Raw genomic sequence first — 16,101 nt, 5'->3', positions numbered from 1 at the left:
GCAGAAGCACACAATGTACCGATTTCATCAAGTAAAACCGACGACCGCCATGGTCGTTCCAGATCATAGCCGAGCCTGCGTCACTTGTTGTGCAAGGGCATTGAGGGCAATTGCGACAGAAGCTGACACCACCATTCATACCTTCCGTAGGATTTTTCCCAACGGGCCTCAATTTCCTCCGACAACAGCCGAAGTCCTTAGTGACAAAGTGATTTGTCCGACAATCGCTCCCCCAATAATAGCGATGCCGCACTCAAGGACCCGGGTTGACCAAGAACGTTTACGCCTGCCAATAAACCGCGAGTCATCTGCACTGCGTGGGCCTACAAGAAAATCTGGAGCGCGGATGAACATCAAACAGAAGTTGACCTGGGCGTTTGCAATCATCGCCTGCCTGCCCGTGGTGCTGGTCGCCACCCTCGTTGTGCTGAACCTGCGCAGTGATGCCAGGGACGAATTCGTCGACGGCAGTGCCCGCGAGATTCGTCAGGTCAGCAACGCCATGCAGTTGTTCTTTGACGGCATCAGCCAGAACGTCGATTACCTGGCCAGGCAGCCGCTGATCCGAAACTCCGACGACAGCCTCAAGACGTACATGGCCGCCAACGCCGAGAGCGTCCCCCAAGGCGAGGCGGACAAAAAAGTCTTCGCCCTGCTCCAGGACCTGGGCAACAGCCACCCGGCCTACGCCTATGCCATCCTCGGCACAGCGGCGGGCGGCTACGTGTCGTGGCCGGATGATCCGAAGCTTAATAACTACGACCCGCGCCAGCGCCCCTGGTACAAGGCCGCCCAGGCCAAACCGGGCAAGCCGTTCCGCACCGAGGCCTACTACTGGGCCCAGGATGATGCGACCTACGTCAGCACCGTGCGCACCATCGACAACAAGCTGGGTACCAACGGCGGTGTGGTCAGCATCGATGTGACGCTCAAGCAGCTCACCGAAATCGTCAAGCAGATCAAGCTCGGTGAAACCGGCTACCTGATGCTGCTGGAAAACACCGGCATGGTCCTGGTGGACCCGAAACAACCGGAACACAACTTCAAACCGCTGAACAGCCTTGGCGACGGCTACGCGCAACTGGCCAAGGCCGGCAAGGGCCTGGTGGAAGTGGAGCTGAACGGCGAGCACTACATGGCCAACGTCTGGCCATCGGAGCAATTGGGCTGGACCTTCATCGGCCTGATCAAACAGGACGACGTGATGAGCTCCGCGACCCAGTTGACCTGGTTGATCGCCATCATCGCCGCCGTCCTGGCTGTTGTCTTCGCCGTCGTCGGCGCCAGTTTTGCCAGCCTCATCGTGCGCCCGATCCGCAGCGTGGCCAGCGGCCTGGAAGGCATCGCCCAGGGCGAAGGCGACCTGACCCAGAACCTGCAAATCCGTGGCAACGATGAAACCGCGCAACTGGCCAACTGGTTCAACCAGTTCCTGACCGCGATTCGTAACCTGATCCAGAACATCGGCGGCGCGGCGGGCAAGATCCTCGCCACGTCCAAGAGTTCGACCCAGGTCTCCAGCGACATGGCCGAAGCCGCCGGACGCCAGCGTGAAGCGGTGGACATGGTCTCCACGGCGTTCCACGAAATGGTCGCCACCGCCAACGAAGTCGCGCGCTCTTGCAGCCAGGCGGCGGAGTCTGCCGACAGTGGCCAGCGCCAGGCGCGCGAAGGTCAGCAGCAGATCGATGCGGCGGTGAGCAGCGTGGATCGCCTGAGCCAGGAAATCGAACAGTCGGCCCAGTCGATGCAACAGCTCGAACGCGACAGCAACGACATCCAGTCGATCCTGGGGACCATCCGCTCGATCGCCGAACAGACCAACCTGCTGGCGCTGAACGCCGCGATCGAAGCGGCCCGGGCCGGTGAACAGGGACGCGGCTTTGCCGTGGTGGCCGACGAAGTGCGGGCCCTGGCCAAGCGCACGGCCGACTCCACGGCGGAAATCGACGGACTGCTGGGCAACCTGGCCAAACGCACCAGCCAGGTGACCCAACAGATGCACGCCAGCCTGGAAGTGTCCCAGCAATCGGTGACGCGCATCGGCGAGGCGCGCAACAGCTTCGGGCAGATCCGTGAGTCGGTGGACGTGATCCGCGACATGAACACCCAGATCGCCACGGCGGCGGAACAACAGCATCAAGTGGCCGAAGACATCAACCGGCACATCAGCCAGATCCATGGCGATGCGCAATTGGTGGCGGAGCTGGCCAACTCGGCGCGCCTCGACTCCCAGAGCCTGGCCGGGTTGTCGAATGAGCTGGACGGCTTGGTGCGCAGGTTTCGTACCTGATCAGCCGACACACCACCAATCCCTGTGGGAGCGGGCTTGCTCGCGAAAGCGGTATGGCAGTCAACATTGATGTTGAAGCTGATGGCCTCTTCGCGAGCAAGTCGGATCGCCGCACCGCCGCTCCCACAGTTGTTTTTACTCAGCGCTCGATGATTGCAGTCACGCCCTGCCCGCCCGCCGCACAGATAGAAATCAGCCCCCGCCCCTTGCCCGCCGCATCCAGCAACTTCGCCAGATTGGCGACGATGCGCCCGCCCGTGGCGGCAAACGGATGCCCTGCCGCCAATGAACTGCCCTTGACGTTGAGCTTGCTGCGGTCGATCGAGCCCAGCGCCGCATCGAGCCCGAGACGGGTTTTGCAGTACTCCGGATCTTCCCAGGCCTTCAAGGTGCACAGCACTTGCGCGGCGAAGGCTTCGTGGATTTCGTAGTAGTCGAAGTCCTGCAGGGTCAGGCCATTGCGCGCCAGCAACCGTGGCACGGCGTAGACCGGCGCCATCAACAGGCCTTCGGCGCCGTTGACGAAATCCACCGCCGCCGCCTCGCCGTCACGCCAGTAGGCCAGAATCGGTAACCCGCGTGCCTTGGCCCACTCCTCGCTGCCCAGCAGCACCAGTGACGCGCCATCGGTCAGCGGTGTGGAGTTGCCGGCGGTCAGGGTGCCCTTGGCGCTTTTTTCATAGGCCGGCTTAAGCGCGGCGAGCTTTTCCAGCGTCGAATCCGGGCGCAGGTTGTTGTCGCGGGTCAGGCCCAGGAAGGGTGTCATCAGGTCGTTGTGCCAGCCCTCGGCGTAGGACGCGGCCAGTTTCTGATGGCTCTCCAGCGCCAATTGATCCTGTGCTTCACGAGGGATGTTCCAGGTCTGGGCCATCAGCTCGCAATGCTGGCCCATGGACAACCCGGTACGCGGCTCACCGTTGCGCGGGAATTCGGGAATCAGATGTCTGGGACGCAATTGCAGGAAGGTTTTCAGTTTGTCGCCGGTGGTTTTCGCGCGGTTGGCTTGCAGGAGGATTTTGCGCAGGCCTTCGCTGACACTGATCGGCGCATCCGAGGTGGTGTCCACGCCACCGGCAATGCCGCAGTCGATCTGCCCCAGGGCAATCTTGTTCGCCACCAGCAGCGCCGCTTCCAGCCCGGTGCCGCACGCCTGCTGGATGTCATAGGCCGGGGTGGCAGGCGACAGTCGCGAACCCAGTACGCACTCGCGCGTGAGGTTCATGTCCCGCGACAACTTGAGCACGGCCCCGGCGACCACTTCGCCGATGCGCTGGCCGTGCAGGTTGTAGCGTTCGATCAGGCCTTCGAGGGCGGCGGTGAGCATCACCTGGTTACTGGCCGTGGCGTAGGGGCCGTTGGAGCGGGCGAAGGGAATCCGGTTACCGCCGATGATCGCGACGCGGCGCAGTTGGGTCATGAAAAGCTCCTGACAAATTATCTGAACTGAACACTGCCCCTTGTGGGAGCGGGCTTGCTCGCGAAAGGGCCAGCACATTCAACATCGCGGTTGGCTGACCCACCGCTTTCGCGAGCAAGCCCGCTCCCACAGTGGTTGTGGTGCTACTCAAATCCCGTGATCAAACTACTCTGCTGTAACCAAGCGTAGGCCTTATCTCGTGGATCGAACGACTGATCGCCATTCGTGGTCCACACTTTGATCCCCAGCTTTCGGAGCGCGTTCCATGTCTGACCGCTATATCGACTTCGCCAATTCGTCCATTGGCCATCGCCTGGTCGGCGCCCTGGGGTTGCCGGTGCCGAGCAGACTGGAGCGCTGGCAAGCAGGCCGGCTGCGGCCTGTCGAAGGCGCGCTGCTGATCGGCGGCGGGCCGTTGGCGGAACATGTCAGCGCCTTTGCCAACCGCCTGACCGACGCGATCTACAGCTACGGCACCGAGCCTTCGCTGGCCACGGCCTGGATTCCCGGCCACGGGCCGAAACTCAAGGCCGTGGTGTTCGACGCCAGTGACCTGCTGCACACCGATCAGCTCAAGCAACTGCGCGAGTTTTTCCAGCCGCTGATGAAAAACCTCGACCACTGTGCGCACCTGGTGATTCTCGGACGCGATCCGCAAACCCTGCGCGACCCGTTCGCCGCCAGTGCGCAGCGTGCCCTGGAAGGTTTCAGCCGTTCGCTGGCCAAGGAGTTGCGCAGCGGTGGCACCCTGCAATTGATCTACGTCGGCGAAGGGGCCGAGGCGCAACTGGAAGGCCCGCTGCGGTTTTTCCTCTCGCCGAAAAGCGCCTTCGTGTCCGGGCAGGTCATTCGTTTGAATCCGTGCTCGACGCCAGTCACCGACTGGACGCGCCCGCTCGCCGGGCGCAAGGCACTGGTCACCGGCGCAGCACGCGGTATCGGTGCCGCCATCGCCGAAACCCTGGCCCGCGATGGTGCCGACGTCATCCTGCTCGACGTGCCCCCGGCCAAAACCGATCTCGAAGCCCTCGCCGCGCGCCTCGGCGGACGCAGCATCACCCTCGACATCTGCGCCGAAGACGCCGCTGCGCAGTTGGTCGAACAACTGCCCGACGGCCTCGACATCGTGGTGCACAACGCCGGCATCACCCGGGATAAAACCCTGGCCAACATGACCCCGGAATTCTGGGACGCGGTGCTGGCGGTCAACCTCAACGCGCCGCAAGTACTGACCAAAGCCCTGCTCGACAGCGGCACCCTGCACGACAACGGCCGGGTGATCCTGCTGGCGTCCATCAGCGGCATCGCCGGCAACCGCGGGCAAACCAATTACGCGGCGAGCAAGGCCGGGTTGATCGGTTTGGCACAAGCCTGGGCGCCGCTGCTCCACGAGCGCGGCATCAGCATCAACGCCGTGGCGCCGGGTTTCATCGAAACACAGATGACCGCGCACATTCCCTTCGGCCTGCGCGAAGCCGGACGCCGCATGAGTTCCCTCGGCCAGGGCGGCCTGCCGCAGGACGTCGCCGAAGCCGTGGCCTGGCTCGCGCAACCTGGCACCGGCGCGTTCACCGGGCAAGCGTTGCGCGTGTGTGGGCAAAACGCTCTGGGGGCTTAGGCATGATCACCGACTGGCACACACTCAACCGTGAACCCGGCCTGACGGGGTTGTACGCACGAGCAGCGACACGGCGAAAAATCACTGGCAGCCGCCTGCCCGATTCGGGTTTGCGTTGTTGGGTCGAAGTCGATCCCAAGCGCTTGGCGGCCTATCGCAAGGTCTGTGGTTTCGCCGACAACGGCCTGCTGCCGCCGACCTATCCGCACATCCTCGGGTTTGCCTTGCAGATGCAGTTGCTTACGGCCAGGTACTTCCCATTCCCTCTGCTGGGCCTGATTCACCTGAGCAACTGCATTCGTGTACTGCGCCCCATGGGCGGGGTGAATCGGGTGCGCGTCAGCGTACGAGTGCAGAACTTGCAACCCCACGCCAAAGGCGCGACGTTCGATTTGCTGACCACACTCGACGATCAGTTGGGCCCGTTGTGGGAAGCAGAAAGCAGGATGCTCTGCCGCGGCGTCAAACTCGAGGGCGAACCGCTCGAAGAGAACCTGGAACCGAGCCTGACCCTGAGCGAAGTCGAGCACTGGAAAGCGCCCTCGGACATCGGCCGGCAATACGCCAAGGTGTCCGGCGACTACAACCCGATTCACCTCAGCGCGGCCAGCGCCCGGCTCTTCGGTTTCCCGACCGCCATCGCCCATGGCCTGTGGAACAAGGCGCGCACGCTGGCTGCGCTGGCCGGGCATCTACCTGCAGCGAATGTCGAGATCGCGGTGCAGTTCAAGAAGCCGGTACGGTTGCCCAGTGAAGTGACGTTGCTGGCCAGTGCGCCAGGACCGAGCGGGGATCTGCAGTTGGTGGGAGCCGGGGATCTGGAGCATATGGTCGGGCACTGGCAGCCGGTTGCCTGATCCTGATAAAGCCGATGTCTGTGGCGAGGGAGCTTGCTCCCTCGCCACAAAAGCTGCGTGGTCAGTCTTGCGGATCGAGATTGTCCAACGCCCGGTTCACCGCCAGCTCACCCAGCATGATCACCTGCGCAATCCCCAGCATCGTATTGCGCTGCGAGCCTTCCAGAAACCCCGCGAAATCACTCGCCATCACACTCGCCGACGCCAGTGATTCACAAGCGTGGGCCAGCAGGGTCTCGGTGTCGATGTCCGGGGCAATGACGAACATCGTGCTGGGCTTGTGGGTGACAGATTGCCTGGGTGGATTGAGATAGTGATCAAGGGCGCGGTCGTCGGTTTCGGGGGGGTTTGGGGTGGGTTTGAACATGGTGAAGCTCCAAGTATGAGATGGAGCTGCCACTGATCGCCGCGACAGCAATCAAGGGTGGCAGCTGTACGCGGGGTCGCGGACCGAGCTACTTGGAAACCCGGCATACCCGAAGGTATCCCGCGCACAGCCACCATTACATCAAACGACAAGCACCGAAGCGCTCCGGTTTGGGCCGGTGGATTATGCACCAAGTAGACTTAACAGGCCGCGACAGCCCGATCACTGAATTTGCAGTGACGGACAAAGGCTAGAGATCGCACTTCCGACGGACAACCTGAAAAGCATGTCGGAGGTTTCCTCGGGACTTGAGGAAAACTACACAGGATTGGTCGGCTGACAGGCCGCCATCGCGAGCAAGCTCGCTCCCACAGCTGGGCCGGGTACATCTGATAGATATTGGTCGGCTGTCAGGCCGCCTTCGCGGGCAAGCCCGCTCCCACAGTTGGGCCGGGTACATCTGAAAGATATTGGTCGGCTGTCAGGCCGTCTTCGCGAGCAAGCCCGCTCCCACAAAAAAGCAAAGGCAGATCGGCGCACACCCGCTGCTCCTCACCACTCATCAGGCCGAGCGTTAGCTCGCCTGCAGCTTTTGATCTTGATCCACCCGCCCCCTCGGGAGGCTGAGTGGAGGTGTTCATCCGGGGACTGGCGCGCAGCGCCGTTCGACGCAGTCGAACTCATTGCATGTAGGTCGTCGCGAAGCAGACCGGAGGGCAATGCCCCCGGATGAATACCGGAGCGAAGGAACCCCGAGCCTTAGCGAGGGGCCGTACGTAAGGGGCGAGACTTTTTGGTTCCTTTTGTGTCGTTTGACAAAAGGGACTCGCCGTAAGGGCGAAACCATAAGCCGCCGTTACCGCAGCAATGGATATGTACACCATCCAAAAAAACCCCTGTAGGAGCACAGGGGTTGAGAGGCCGGCCGATTCTAGGATGCATGCGGTGGATAGTTGCCCAATATCCGCGTGACCGTTTCCCAGATCGCATCGCGACGATCCGTCGGGTTCGGCGTGCGGCTGAGTATCTGCTCGTCACTGCCGCGCCACACCAGTTTACCGTCCTTGCCATCGAGCAGGTCGATCTGAATGGTCGCCACTTTGTAGCTGACATTGCGGGTTTCGTTGTACATCGGTGCGCCGTAGTAGCCATACCACGGGTTACCCCAGCCGCCGCCGTAATTGGTGGTCACCTGTTGCTGCCGCTCTTCGACAATCAGGTAGGTCTGCACATTCAAGTCACCCTTGGCACCTGCGGCGGCCGGACGCAGACCACGCTGATCCAGTTGATCGGCAACCGCCTGACGGATGCGCTGCTCGGTCAGGTCGCTCTTGATTCGAGGATCATCGGGACGGTATTGCAGGGCAGGTTCTTTCCAGGTCCAGCTGCGATAGGCAGCAAAGTCGCGGCTGGCGTCGAAGTCATGATTGACCTGGTTGGCGGCGCAGGCACTGAGCAGCGCGGCCACTGCCAGTAAAACTAAACGGCGGAACATGATGATTCTCCGGTTGAAGACATGATCCTGTGGAATGCTTCTTATTCTACAAGAAGCTAACTAGGAGGATACGCCGACATTGCCTTTTCCACAGCCTCCCGTATGGCATCGGCCCGCTCGCTTTCGCTGCCCCGGTTACCGGTTTCAGCGCTGGAACTCCACACCGGCTGACCGCTTTTGGCGTCAAACATGTCCACCTGAACCACTACGACCTGTTCCTGATAGGTACGGATGATCGGCACTGTGGCGTATCCGCCATATCCAGGGCCGTAGCCGTTGTAGCCGCCATAACCGCCGCCGTAATAGTCGTCCCGAACCTGACGCAAGCGGGTTTCCATCCGCAGGTCGGCGCTGACAAACAGGTCGGCCGGGCGATTGTCGTGCAGCGGGCGCAAGCCGCGTTGATCCAGCGCATTGCTGACCGCTTCGGCGACCTGCGCCGAGTCGGCCCAGGCGGTGCCCGGTGGCAGATGCCCATTGAGCCACGCCCAACTGCGGTAGCGTCCATAGTCACGGGGTGCCGCCGGGTAAGCGCTGCGGTCAAAGGTGTTGGCAGCCTGGGGCGGCGCCGGTGGCAAAGGATTCGAGGTGGCGACATAAGGGTTGCTGCCCTGACAGGCGGCCAGTCCCAGGCAGAACACCAGTACACCTGAATGACTTTTCATTGCGTGCTCCGATCAGACAGGCCGACAGATCCAGTGCAAGTAACGCCCAAGCCCGGCAAAGCTCGGATGACGGCGGTGGGCCAACTCCATTTCGAGCAGGTCTGCCAACTCGACGCGGGCCTGGAATTCCACCGGCATGTAATCGTGAAAAACCCGCACGCCACTCTGGGTTTCGACCTGCCACAGACCTTCAAGTTGCGCCGCCAGCTCGCGCGGATCAAGGGGCTGCTGCGGGGTCAGGCTCTGCTTTTCGCCGGCCATGTCGTTCTTGCGCATCTTGCGGAAATGGCCCTTGAGCAAGTTGCGATAAATCAGCGCGTCACGGTTGTAGAACGCCAGGGACAGCCAGCCGTCGGCCTTGGTCAGTTGATGCAGCACCGGCAGGATGGCGTGGGGTTCGGCCAACCATTCCAGCACGGCGTGGCACAGCACCAGGTCGTAGGGTTCGGTGAGCTGCCCGAGCAGTTCCTGCCAGGGTGCCTGAATGAATGTGGCGCTCTGTCCGGCTTCGGCAAAACGCTGGCGGGCGCCCTCGAGCATCGGTTCGGCCGGCTCGGCGAGGGTCACCTGATGGCCGCGCTGGGCCAGCCACAACGACATGTGGCCAAGGCCGGCGCCGATGTCCAGCACACGCAGCGGCCGGTCGGGCAGGATTTCGGCCAGATCGGCCTGCAACACCGCCAGACGGATCGCCCCTTTGGCACCGCCGTAGATTTTTTCGGCGAAACGGGTCGCCAGTTGATCGAAATGACGGTCGCTCATCAGCTGAACCTCCGCTCGCTGTCCGCCAGTTTGCTGCGCACCACGGCTTCCATGTCCAGACCCAGCTCGCTGCACAACAATAAAAGATAAAGCACGATGTCACCGACTTCCTGCCCGGCGTGGGCGAGTTTGTCCGCCGGCAACTGGCGTGACTGGTCTTCAGTCAGCCACTGGAAAATCTCCACCAGCTCGGACATTTCCACGCTCGCGGCCATGGCGAGGTTTTTCGGGCTGTGAAATTGCCGCCAGTCATTGCGGTCACGGATGGCGTGCAGGCGTTCGGTCAGTTCAACAAGGTTCATCGGGCTCTCCTGAAGGCGTATAGCTTCGGGGGGATCACAGGTGAAGGCAAGGGGCAGAAGATGCATGCTCGTCTGTGCAACCCTCTATGCTTGTGGGAACTCGGCAGCATGATCGACAGCCCAAGACTCAATTCTCTTTAATCAGGACGTTCACTCCATGCAGGTAGAAGGTTTTTCCGAATGGCTCGGCCAGGTACTCGGCTCGATCATCCGCTTCATCGTTGATGGCCTCAGCGGGCTGTTCAATCTGTTGAGCAACGCCAGCAGCAATTTTGTCGAAGGCTTGTCCCAGGCGCTGGGCATGGATACCTCGGTCGTGAGCATCGTGACCTTGATCCTCGGGCTGATACTGCTGTGGTCGGCGATCCGCGCCTTTCTCAATGCGTCGTTCATCATGGGTTTCATCTGGCTGGTGCTGGGGCTGTGGTTGCTCAGCTGGATCATCCACTGACACCACCCACCAAGGTGGGAGCGGCGGATTTCACATCTGCCGCTACAATGCCTGCTCCCAAGGAGCCTGCATGTCCAACCTGACCGCCGACTGGCGCGACCGCCCTACCCATCGCCGGGTCTGGGCACTCGCGGCGCCGATGATTCTTTCGAACATTTCCGTACCGCTGGTGGCACTGGTCGACAGCACCGTCATCGGTCACCTGCCCCACGCCCATCAACTCGGCGCCGTCGCGGTCGGGGCCAGCCTGTACACCTTTCTCGCCTGGGCCATGGGCTTTCTGCGCATGGGCTCCACCGGGTTCGCCGCCCAGGCGGCCGGACGCGGGGATGGTGCGGCCTTGCGGCAGATTCTATTGCAAGGCCTGTTGCTCGCCATCGGCCTGGCCGTGGTGTTGGGGGCGGTGGGTGTGCCGTTGAGCGGGGTCGCGTTGCACTTCATGCAACCGTCGGCGGAGCTCGATCAACTGACCCGCGAGTTCTTCCACACCCGCCTGTTCGGCCTGCCGGCGGCGCTCGCCAGTTATGCACTGGTCGGCTGGTTTCTCGGCACCCAGAATGCCCGGGCGCCCCTGGCGATTCTGCTGAGCACCAACCTGGTCAACATTGCCCTGAACCTGTGGTTCGTCCTCGGCCTGGAATGGGGCGTGGTCGGTGCGGCCCGGGCCTCGGTGATTGCCGAATGGACCGGTGCACTGATCGGCTTGCTGATGACCCGCAAAGCCCTGCGCGCCTACCCCGGGCATATCGCCTGGGCGGCATTGGCGCTGTGGCAGAGTTGGCGGCCATTGCTGGCGGTCAACCGCGACATCTTCATCCGCAGCCTGGCGCTGCAATCGGTGTTCTTCCTGATCACGGTGCAAGGCGCACGGCTGGGCGACGCCACGGTCGCGGCCAATGCCCTGCTGCTCAATGGCCTGCTGCTGACCGCCCACGCCCTCGATGGCCTGGCCCACGCCGTCGAGGCCCTGTGCGGACATGCGCTTGGCGCACGTGACCGCGATGCCCTGCGCCGTTCATTGGTGGTGGCCGGTGGCTGGTCGTTGCTGGCAAGCCTGGGCTTTGCCGCGTTGTTCCTGTTCGCCGGGCATCTGTTCATCGAGATGCAGACCGACATTCAGAGTGTGCGTGACACCGCGTTCATCTACCTGCCCTACCTCGCCGTACTGCCGCTGATTGCCGTCTGGAGTTACCTGCTCGACGGCCTGTTCATCGGCGCCACCCGCGCCCGGGAAATGCGCAACGGCATGCTGCTGACCGTGGCGCTGGTGCTTCCCTTCGGCTGGGCACTGCAAGGCGGGGGCAACCATGGCCTGTGGATAACCTTCCTGTTGTTCATGCTGCTGCGCAGTCTGACCCTCGGCATGATCGCCTGGCGCCTGCGCCGTAACGATGGCTGGTTCGCCGGCAGTACTCACTGAACGGGCGAGGCCCCGACAAACGCCGAGACCGCTTCATCAATTTCGACTTCATGGCCAGGGTCGGTCGTTCTGCCACAGGTGACGCAGGTTATCGAGGCGCTCCTGTTGAGTCCCGCCCGGCAACGGCTGCACGGGCACGGCGTCGGGATACTGCAAGCGTAGCCATATCCAGCCATCAAGCACCGGGCGCTCGCTGAAACCCAGCGCCACCCCCTCCTGCACATGGTCCCACAGGCGGGGGAAATCGGCACCGGTGGATCGGTTCCAACGCCAGGCATGCTGCTCGAGCAGGCAGGTTTGCAGTTTTCCCTGTTGCCCGGCGCTGAGGCTTTCCTCGACTGCCAACGGGCTGACCGCCAACCCCGGGTTGGACAAGCGCTGCCAACCCTCACATCCCATCGCGCGGTCGGCCCAACTACCGCCGAACCAGCGTAACTGGTGGATGGGCCCTAGCCAGCGACTCAGTTCAACGGCATCGCAGGCATCGAAAAAATAGCTGGCTGTGATTGGGTTGTAGTAACTCAAAAGGGCCCGGTGCAGGCCAAGCGTGACCGTGAGCATGCGCCGCAAATGCGCCAGCAACGACGCAGCGCCGGCGTCGCTGACCATCAGCAAACCGGGCCAGCGTTGTCCGTCGACGATGCATAAATCGGCCAGTGCCGGGCAGGTGCGCAGATCGACCAGGAGCGGTCCCTGCTCATGCAGCACATGCCACTCCGTACCCTCGAACAACCCGGACCACCGGGCTTGGGCAAATATCTGCCGAAGTGTGACACCCGCCTGCGGCGTGCCCGGCACATCCAGCAACAGCCACTGCGGGGGCGCCTCGGGCGTGTGTGTGGTGCTCATGCTCCAGAGCTCTGGCCAAGCTTCGTCACCAGACGACAGGTGCACATCGCCTGTGCGCAATGGTTGAAGCTGCCACCGCCGGGCAGCAGGCACAACACCAGTAATGGCTCTCCCGAGCGCAACCATTGCTCCAGCCCCTCATCATGGCCGCAGATGGGCTGTGGGGTGTCAGCGTCCGTCACCTCGATCGTTGCCGGTGCATGCAGCACCCCTGTTATCTGCGGTTGATCGGGGTCGCCCTCGATAAAACTCACCACCAGCTCGGTTCCTTCGCGCAATGACGAGAACGTCGCGGCCTGCAACTGCCTGCCCAGGGGCAGCCAGCAATGACTGGGCGTTGCCCCTTCGCCCTGATAAAGCCAGTCGAATTGCACTGGTACCGGCCTTGCCGGGTCGGGGCCTGGTTCATCGACCTCGACGACCCACGCCCGTTGCAGGCTATGCATCTGTGGTTTGACCGTCGCACAGGGCGGCTCGAAGGATGCCGGCCAGTGCAGGGCACGGACCTGATTGTGGTAAGGCGTCGGCGTATCCTGGCTGCCCCAATGCTCGACGCGGGTCAGCAGCCAGAGCCGATTGCAATCGGCAACCGGATGACCGGACAGCGGCATCAGCCGACCGCTGCGCAAGGTCGCCAGGTCCGTGCGGCATTCGGCACACTGCGCCGCTGTCCCACCACAGCGCTGACGTTCGAACTGCCGCACCGCCGGCCGACCGCCCTCGCTGCGAAACTCCGCAGGTTCGCCGGTTGGAAAATGCTGCTGGTCATCCCCAAACACCACACAGTGCCCGCGGGCCCGGTGTTCGAAGTGGTAGTGAAGCCGTTCCTGGGCGCACAGTCGCTGGAGAAATTGCAGGTCTGACTCTCGATATTGCGTGCAAAAGTCCCGGGGCGGGTATTCGCCGCTCAGCTCCAGGCGTCGATCCTTGCCGGTAATACCGTGCTCCTTGAGCACCTGGTCAAGGATTTGCGGCACGGAACGGGCGCTGAAGATTCGTTGGCTGAAGCGCTGGGCCAGGCAAGCCAGTCTTGGCCCCAGGCGCACCTGGCAGAGTCGGGGTCCCGAGACATGATCACGCTGGACGAGCTCATGCAGTTGTCCATGCACGAGGCATCCGGTTGGCCCGAAATGCAGGGAGGCCGGGCGGTACAGCAAACTGGCAAGGTCAAGCACCGGGTCATCGATCAGCAGTTCCAGGTCGAACACGAACGGCTCGCTGATGGCTTCACTGCCGGTAAAGGCCAAGACCTCGAAGGGGTCGGGAAGACCCGCTACATCCAGACGAAATGGAGGCTCGTTGACTGGATCGAACATCGGCGATTCTCTACAGGAGGGGCGGCCGGGGATTCTCGCTGAGAGACATGGCCGAGTAGAGTGCCGAAGTACAACTTAGGAAATGACCTACGCGAAAAGAAGACCACATCGCTTGGATAGCCCGGTCTGAGGGTCATTTCGCTTGAAAAAGAAGAAGCGCCGCACCAGGTCATCTGAGTTTTCCGCAGCGTACGGAGAATTTTCAGACAACCTGATGTGCGCGGCGCCTTACCTCAAGAAGACAGGTAAGACGAACGGGTCAGCCCCAGACGCAAGGCATCGAGGAACTGCGTGCGCTCGGTGGCGCTGATGCGGGCACTGGCGCACTTGTCGCGGTAGTGGGTCATCAGCTCTTCCGGGGACAAGTGCACGTAGCGCAGCATGTCTTCGATGGTGTCGTGGGTTTCGATACCGGCGTGGTACACGCTGCCGTCGGCGTTCTGGTAGATGTTCACCGAGTCGGTATCACCGAACAGGTTGTGCATGTCGCCAAGAATTTCCTGGTAGGCACCGACCAGGAACACACCCAGCAAGTAATCCTCACCTTCTTTCAACGCGTGCACCGGCAAGCTGGTCTCGATGCTCTGCTCGTCGACGTACTGGTTGATCTTGCCGTCGGAGTCACAGGTCAGGTCTTGCAGTACCGCACGACGCAGCGGCTCTTCGTCGAGACGGTGCAGCGGGATGATCGGCAGGACCTGGTCGATGGCCCAGGTGTCCGGCAGGCTCTGGAACACCGAGAAGTTGCAGATGTACTTGTCGGCCAGCTTGTCGTTGAGTTCGTCCAGCACCTGACGGTGGGAACGCTGGCGGGCCTTCAGCGAGTTGTGCAGGCGACGGCACACGGCGAAGTAGCACTGCTCGGCCAAAGCTTTCTCAGCCAGGGTCAACTTACCGTCGGCATACTGGGCGGCGATATCGCTCATGTAATGCGTGGCGCGCCAGTAGGTTTCGGTGACCATCTCGATGTCGGTCGGACCCAGCAGGTCCACCAGCCACTGCACGGTTTCCGGCAGCGCTTCCTTGTTCTCGATCTGCGGCACGTCGTCGTTGTGTTTCTCGACATCGGTCACCTGGATCACCAGCATGGCGTGGTGCGCGGTCAGGGAACGGCCGCTTTCGGAGAAGATGTTCGGGTGCGGCAGGCTCTGCGCATCGCAGAATTCCTTGAGCATCCCGACCACGACGCCGGCGTAGTCGTCCATGTCGTAGTTGATCGAACTGGCGTTACGCGAGTGCGTACCGTCGTAGTCCACGCCCAGGCCACCGCCGACGTCGATGTGGTCCACCGGCAGGCCGAGGTTGCGCAATTCGCCGTAGTAACGGATCGCCTCCTTGAAACCGTGCTGGTAGTCCGCGAGGTTGGCGATCTGCGAGCCCATGTGGAAGTGCAGCAGGCGGATGCCCTGGTCCAGGCCGGCCGCGCGGAAACGCTCGACCACCGACAGCAACTGCGCCGCCGACAGGCCGAACTTGGATTTCTCGCCGCCAGTGTCCGCCCACTTGCTCGAGGCCAGGGATGACAGGCGCACGCGCAGGCCGACCTGAGGCTTGACCTTGAGCGAGTTGGCTTCTTCGATCACCAGTCCGACTTCGGATTCTTTCTCGATCACGATGAACACGTTGTGGCCGAGCTTCTGGCCCATCAGCGCCAGGCGGATGAATTCGCGATCCTTGTAACCGTTGCAGACGATGGTGCCGCCCTTCGGCGCCAGTGCCAGCACCGCCAGCAGTTCAGGCTTGGAACCGGCTTCCAGGCCGATGGATACGTTCTGGGTGGCGATGATGTTCTCGATCACCGCTTCCTGCTGGTTGACCTTGATCGGGTACAGCGCGGTGTACTTGCTCTGGTATTCCAGACGCTCGATGTTCGAATCGAACGCGCCGGTCAGCTGACGCACGCGGTCTTGCAGGATGTCCGGGAAACGGACCAGCAACGGCAAGGACAGGCCGCTTTTGCGCAGCTGGTCGACTTGCTCGTACAGGTCGATAGGCGAGCTGCTCGGACCGTTCGGACGAACTTCGACGCGACCGGCGTCATTGATCGCGAAATACCCGGCCCCCCAATGGCGAATCCCGTAAACACTGCGGCTGTCCGCAACTGTCCATTGGCTGCCATCGTCTTTGCGTGTGCGTCGTACGGACATCGAAGTCCCCTATAAAGAAGTCATAGTGCGTCGCCTGGGTTCAGGCCGGCGCAGTCTAAAGAATGAAAATGACGGTTCGTCAACGAGGCAATAGACCCCGCCGACCGCAGTGAGTTTAGATACCGGTCATGAACAGGCTCTG

General features: G+C 62.2%; 14 protein-coding genes and 1 pseudogene. 6 read left to right on the top strand and 9 right to left on the bottom strand.

What is annotated here, in order from left to right; translation table 11 throughout:
* Positions 1–13: 13 nt before the first annotated feature.
* Both AC3IT6_RS03085 and AC3IT6_RS03080 read left to right on the top strand, forming a co-directional pair.
* A pseudogene (locus AC3IT6_RS03085) lies at positions 14–1,387 on the top strand (cache domain-containing protein); the annotation flags it as partial.
* A 138-nt stretch (positions 1,388–1,525) separates the two neighbouring features.
* Positions 1,526–2,293, top strand: coding sequence for a methyl-accepting chemotaxis protein (locus AC3IT6_RS03080; RefSeq protein ID WP_404821821.1), 768 nt, complete (start codon positions 1,526–1,528; stop codon positions 2,291–2,293).
* Between the two features lie 139 nt (positions 2,294–2,432).
* Here AC3IT6_RS03080 and AC3IT6_RS03075 read toward each other — a convergent pair whose 3' ends face one another.
* Positions 2,433–3,710 (bottom strand): acetyl-CoA C-acetyltransferase, encoded by a 1,278-nt coding sequence (locus AC3IT6_RS03075; protein ID WP_489354256.1) that lies wholly within the window; start codon positions 3,708–3,710, stop codon positions 2,433–2,435.
* 265 nt (positions 3,711–3,975) lie between these two features.
* On the opposite strand from AC3IT6_RS03075, the gene AC3IT6_RS03070 reads away from it, so the two are divergent.
* Both AC3IT6_RS03070 and AC3IT6_RS03065 read left to right on the top strand, forming a co-directional pair.
* Entirely contained in the window at positions 3,976–5,328 is a 1,353-nt protein-coding gene (locus AC3IT6_RS03070) for a 3-oxoacyl-ACP reductase (protein WP_489354255.1), read from the top strand.
* A 2-nt stretch (positions 5,329–5,330) separates the two neighbouring features.
* On the top strand, positions 5,331–6,185 hold the full coding sequence (locus tag AC3IT6_RS03065) for a MaoC family dehydratase (protein ID WP_489354254.1): 855 nt from the start codon (positions 5,331–5,333) through the stop codon (positions 6,183–6,185).
* 61 nt (positions 6,186–6,246) lie between these two features.
* Here AC3IT6_RS03065 and AC3IT6_RS03060 read toward each other — a convergent pair whose 3' ends face one another.
* The 5 genes from AC3IT6_RS03060 to AC3IT6_RS03040 all read right to left on the bottom strand — a co-directional run bounded on the left by AC3IT6_RS03060 (position 6,247) and on the right by AC3IT6_RS03040 (position 9,776).
* Positions 6,247–6,552, bottom strand: a complete 306-nt coding sequence (locus AC3IT6_RS03060) for a DUF6124 family protein (protein ID WP_489354253.1) — start codon at positions 6,550–6,552, stop codon at positions 6,247–6,249.
* 931 nt (positions 6,553–7,483) lie between these two features.
* Positions 7,484–8,047, bottom strand: coding sequence for a DUF4136 domain-containing protein (locus AC3IT6_RS03055; protein ID WP_489354252.1), 564 nt, complete (start codon positions 8,045–8,047; stop codon positions 7,484–7,486).
* Between the two features lie 56 nt (positions 8,048–8,103).
* Positions 8,104–8,712, bottom strand: coding sequence for a DUF4136 domain-containing protein (locus tag AC3IT6_RS03050; protein ID WP_489354251.1), 609 nt, complete (start codon positions 8,710–8,712; stop codon positions 8,104–8,106).
* Between the two features lie 12 nt (positions 8,713–8,724).
* Positions 8,725–9,474 (bottom strand): methyltransferase domain-containing protein, encoded by a 750-nt coding sequence (locus tag AC3IT6_RS03045; protein WP_223447742.1) that lies wholly within the window; start codon positions 9,472–9,474, stop codon positions 8,725–8,727.
* Positions 9,474–9,776, bottom strand: a complete 303-nt coding sequence (locus tag AC3IT6_RS03040; protein WP_007971343.1) for a MazG-like family protein — start codon at positions 9,774–9,776, stop codon at positions 9,474–9,476. The genes AC3IT6_RS03045 and AC3IT6_RS03040 overlap by 1 nt, the downstream gene beginning before the upstream one ends.
* A 157-nt stretch (positions 9,777–9,933) precedes the next feature.
* Here AC3IT6_RS03040 and AC3IT6_RS03035 point away from each other — a divergent pair, with 157 nt between their 5' ends.
* Together AC3IT6_RS03035 and AC3IT6_RS03030 are read left to right on the top strand one after the other, a co-directional pair.
* Positions 9,934–10,227: a hypothetical protein gene (locus tag AC3IT6_RS03035; protein WP_489354250.1), complete on the top strand. Its 294-nt coding sequence runs from the start codon at positions 9,934–9,936 to the stop codon at positions 10,225–10,227.
* Positions 10,228–10,297: 70 nt separating this feature from the next.
* On the top strand, positions 10,298–11,647 hold the full coding sequence (locus AC3IT6_RS03030; RefSeq protein WP_489354249.1) for an MATE family efflux transporter: 1,350 nt from the start codon (positions 10,298–10,300) through the stop codon (positions 11,645–11,647).
* A gap of 48 nt (positions 11,648–11,695) precedes the next feature.
* Here AC3IT6_RS03030 and AC3IT6_RS03025 read toward each other — a convergent pair whose 3' ends face one another.
* From AC3IT6_RS03025 to speA, 3 genes are all read right to left on the bottom strand, one after another.
* A complete protein-coding gene (locus AC3IT6_RS03025; protein ID WP_489354248.1) occupies positions 11,696–12,496 on the bottom strand; it encodes a DUF4123 domain-containing protein in 801 nt (266 codons plus the stop codon).
* Positions 12,493–13,812, bottom strand: a complete 1,320-nt coding sequence (locus AC3IT6_RS03020) for a contractile injection system protein, VgrG/Pvc8 family (RefSeq protein WP_489354247.1) — start codon at positions 13,810–13,812, stop codon at positions 12,493–12,495. Before AC3IT6_RS03020 ends, AC3IT6_RS03025 begins: the two co-directional genes overlap by 4 nt.
* Before the next feature lie 233 nt (positions 13,813–14,045).
* Positions 14,046–15,959 carry an arginine decarboxylase gene (gene speA / locus AC3IT6_RS03015; protein WP_489354246.1) on the bottom strand — a complete coding sequence of 638 codons (1,914 nt, stop codon included), beginning with the start codon at positions 15,957–15,959 and terminating at the stop codon, positions 14,046–14,048.
* Positions 15,960–16,101 lie beyond the last annotated feature (142 nt).

The sequence above is a fragment of the Pseudomonas sp. KH_017 genome (assembly GCF_057840285.1).
The sequence above is the reverse complement of the archived record's forward strand: the minus strand, read 5'-3'. Positions and strand labels throughout refer to the sequence as shown.